Genomic DNA, 913 nt, shown 5'->3' on the forward strand with positions numbered 1-913 from the left:
GCACTGCTGGATAACCGTAGGTAATCAAGAGAGTTGGATTCCGGTTGCCCACGCTCCACCACTCCCTCGGAGTGGAACCGCGTCTCTCTTCCACGTCTCACGAAAAGCCTTATTTCCGAGCTTTTCGTCGTCAGGTCGTGGATTCGTCAAATACCCACAGCCCCTGTTTTGGCGAAAACTTCGCCAAATCCTCTCCGTTTTCTCCCTTCCCGTGGACTGCCGAACAGTGGATTGGCTTTCGCGGGCTTACGGATCAACGGGTTACGCCTGGACTTTTCAACGGGTTTTATCCCGTTCAACATGCCGTTGAGGAAGCGAACTCGGCGTCGCGGCTCGGGGGAGGCTGCCGTGCGATATCCAGAAGAAGGGATTCAAGCGCTCTGGAAGCAGCATGATGAGACGGTCGTTCGCCTCGGAACTTCAGTGGGGAGAGTGGTCGGTGAACTCGTGCCTTCACTCGTCAAGGTCGAGGCGCAGGAGTTTGCGCTGTACGGTGTGTCCAGGAGACTCGGATTGATCCAAAGCTGCCTGCGGAACATCTCTTCAAGCTGTATCCACCGCAGAGACAAGAGCTCTTGGCTCGCGACGATCTCCAGAGCCTCAACATCAACCTTCACGCCCTCTCATGAACGTCGGTGGCCTCCAAGGCAATTGGGCTTGGGTATATGTGGATGAGCGATCAGCTACGGCAGGTGTGGTTTTCAACCGTAGATGAAGGCGTTAGCCACCTTCGACGGCTTTGGGGCATAACAATTCATCAAGCCAAAGCCGCTGCGCGGCTCGGCTCAGCTCAGGCGTTAGGCCGCATGGAAAGCGAATCACCATCGGACGACGAACACATTCACTCGAGAGCCTGTATGCGCAATCTTCTTTTGGCAGTCCTGTTCGTCATCGCTCTGGCTGGCTGTTCGTT

Annotated in this window: 1 protein-coding gene; it reads left to right on the forward strand. The window is 55.8% G+C overall.

Translation table 11 applies throughout. From position 1 onward, the window contains the following. Positions 1 to 635: 635 nt before the first annotated feature. The coding region (locus tag ACIQU6_RS44930; protein WP_403488542.1) for a hypothetical protein at positions 636 to 913 on the forward strand (278 nt) is incomplete at its 3' end.

It is taken from the genome of Streptomyces sp. NPDC090442, assembly GCF_044769405.1.
Lineage (GTDB): Bacteria > Actinomycetota > Actinomycetes > Streptomycetales > Streptomycetaceae > Streptomyces.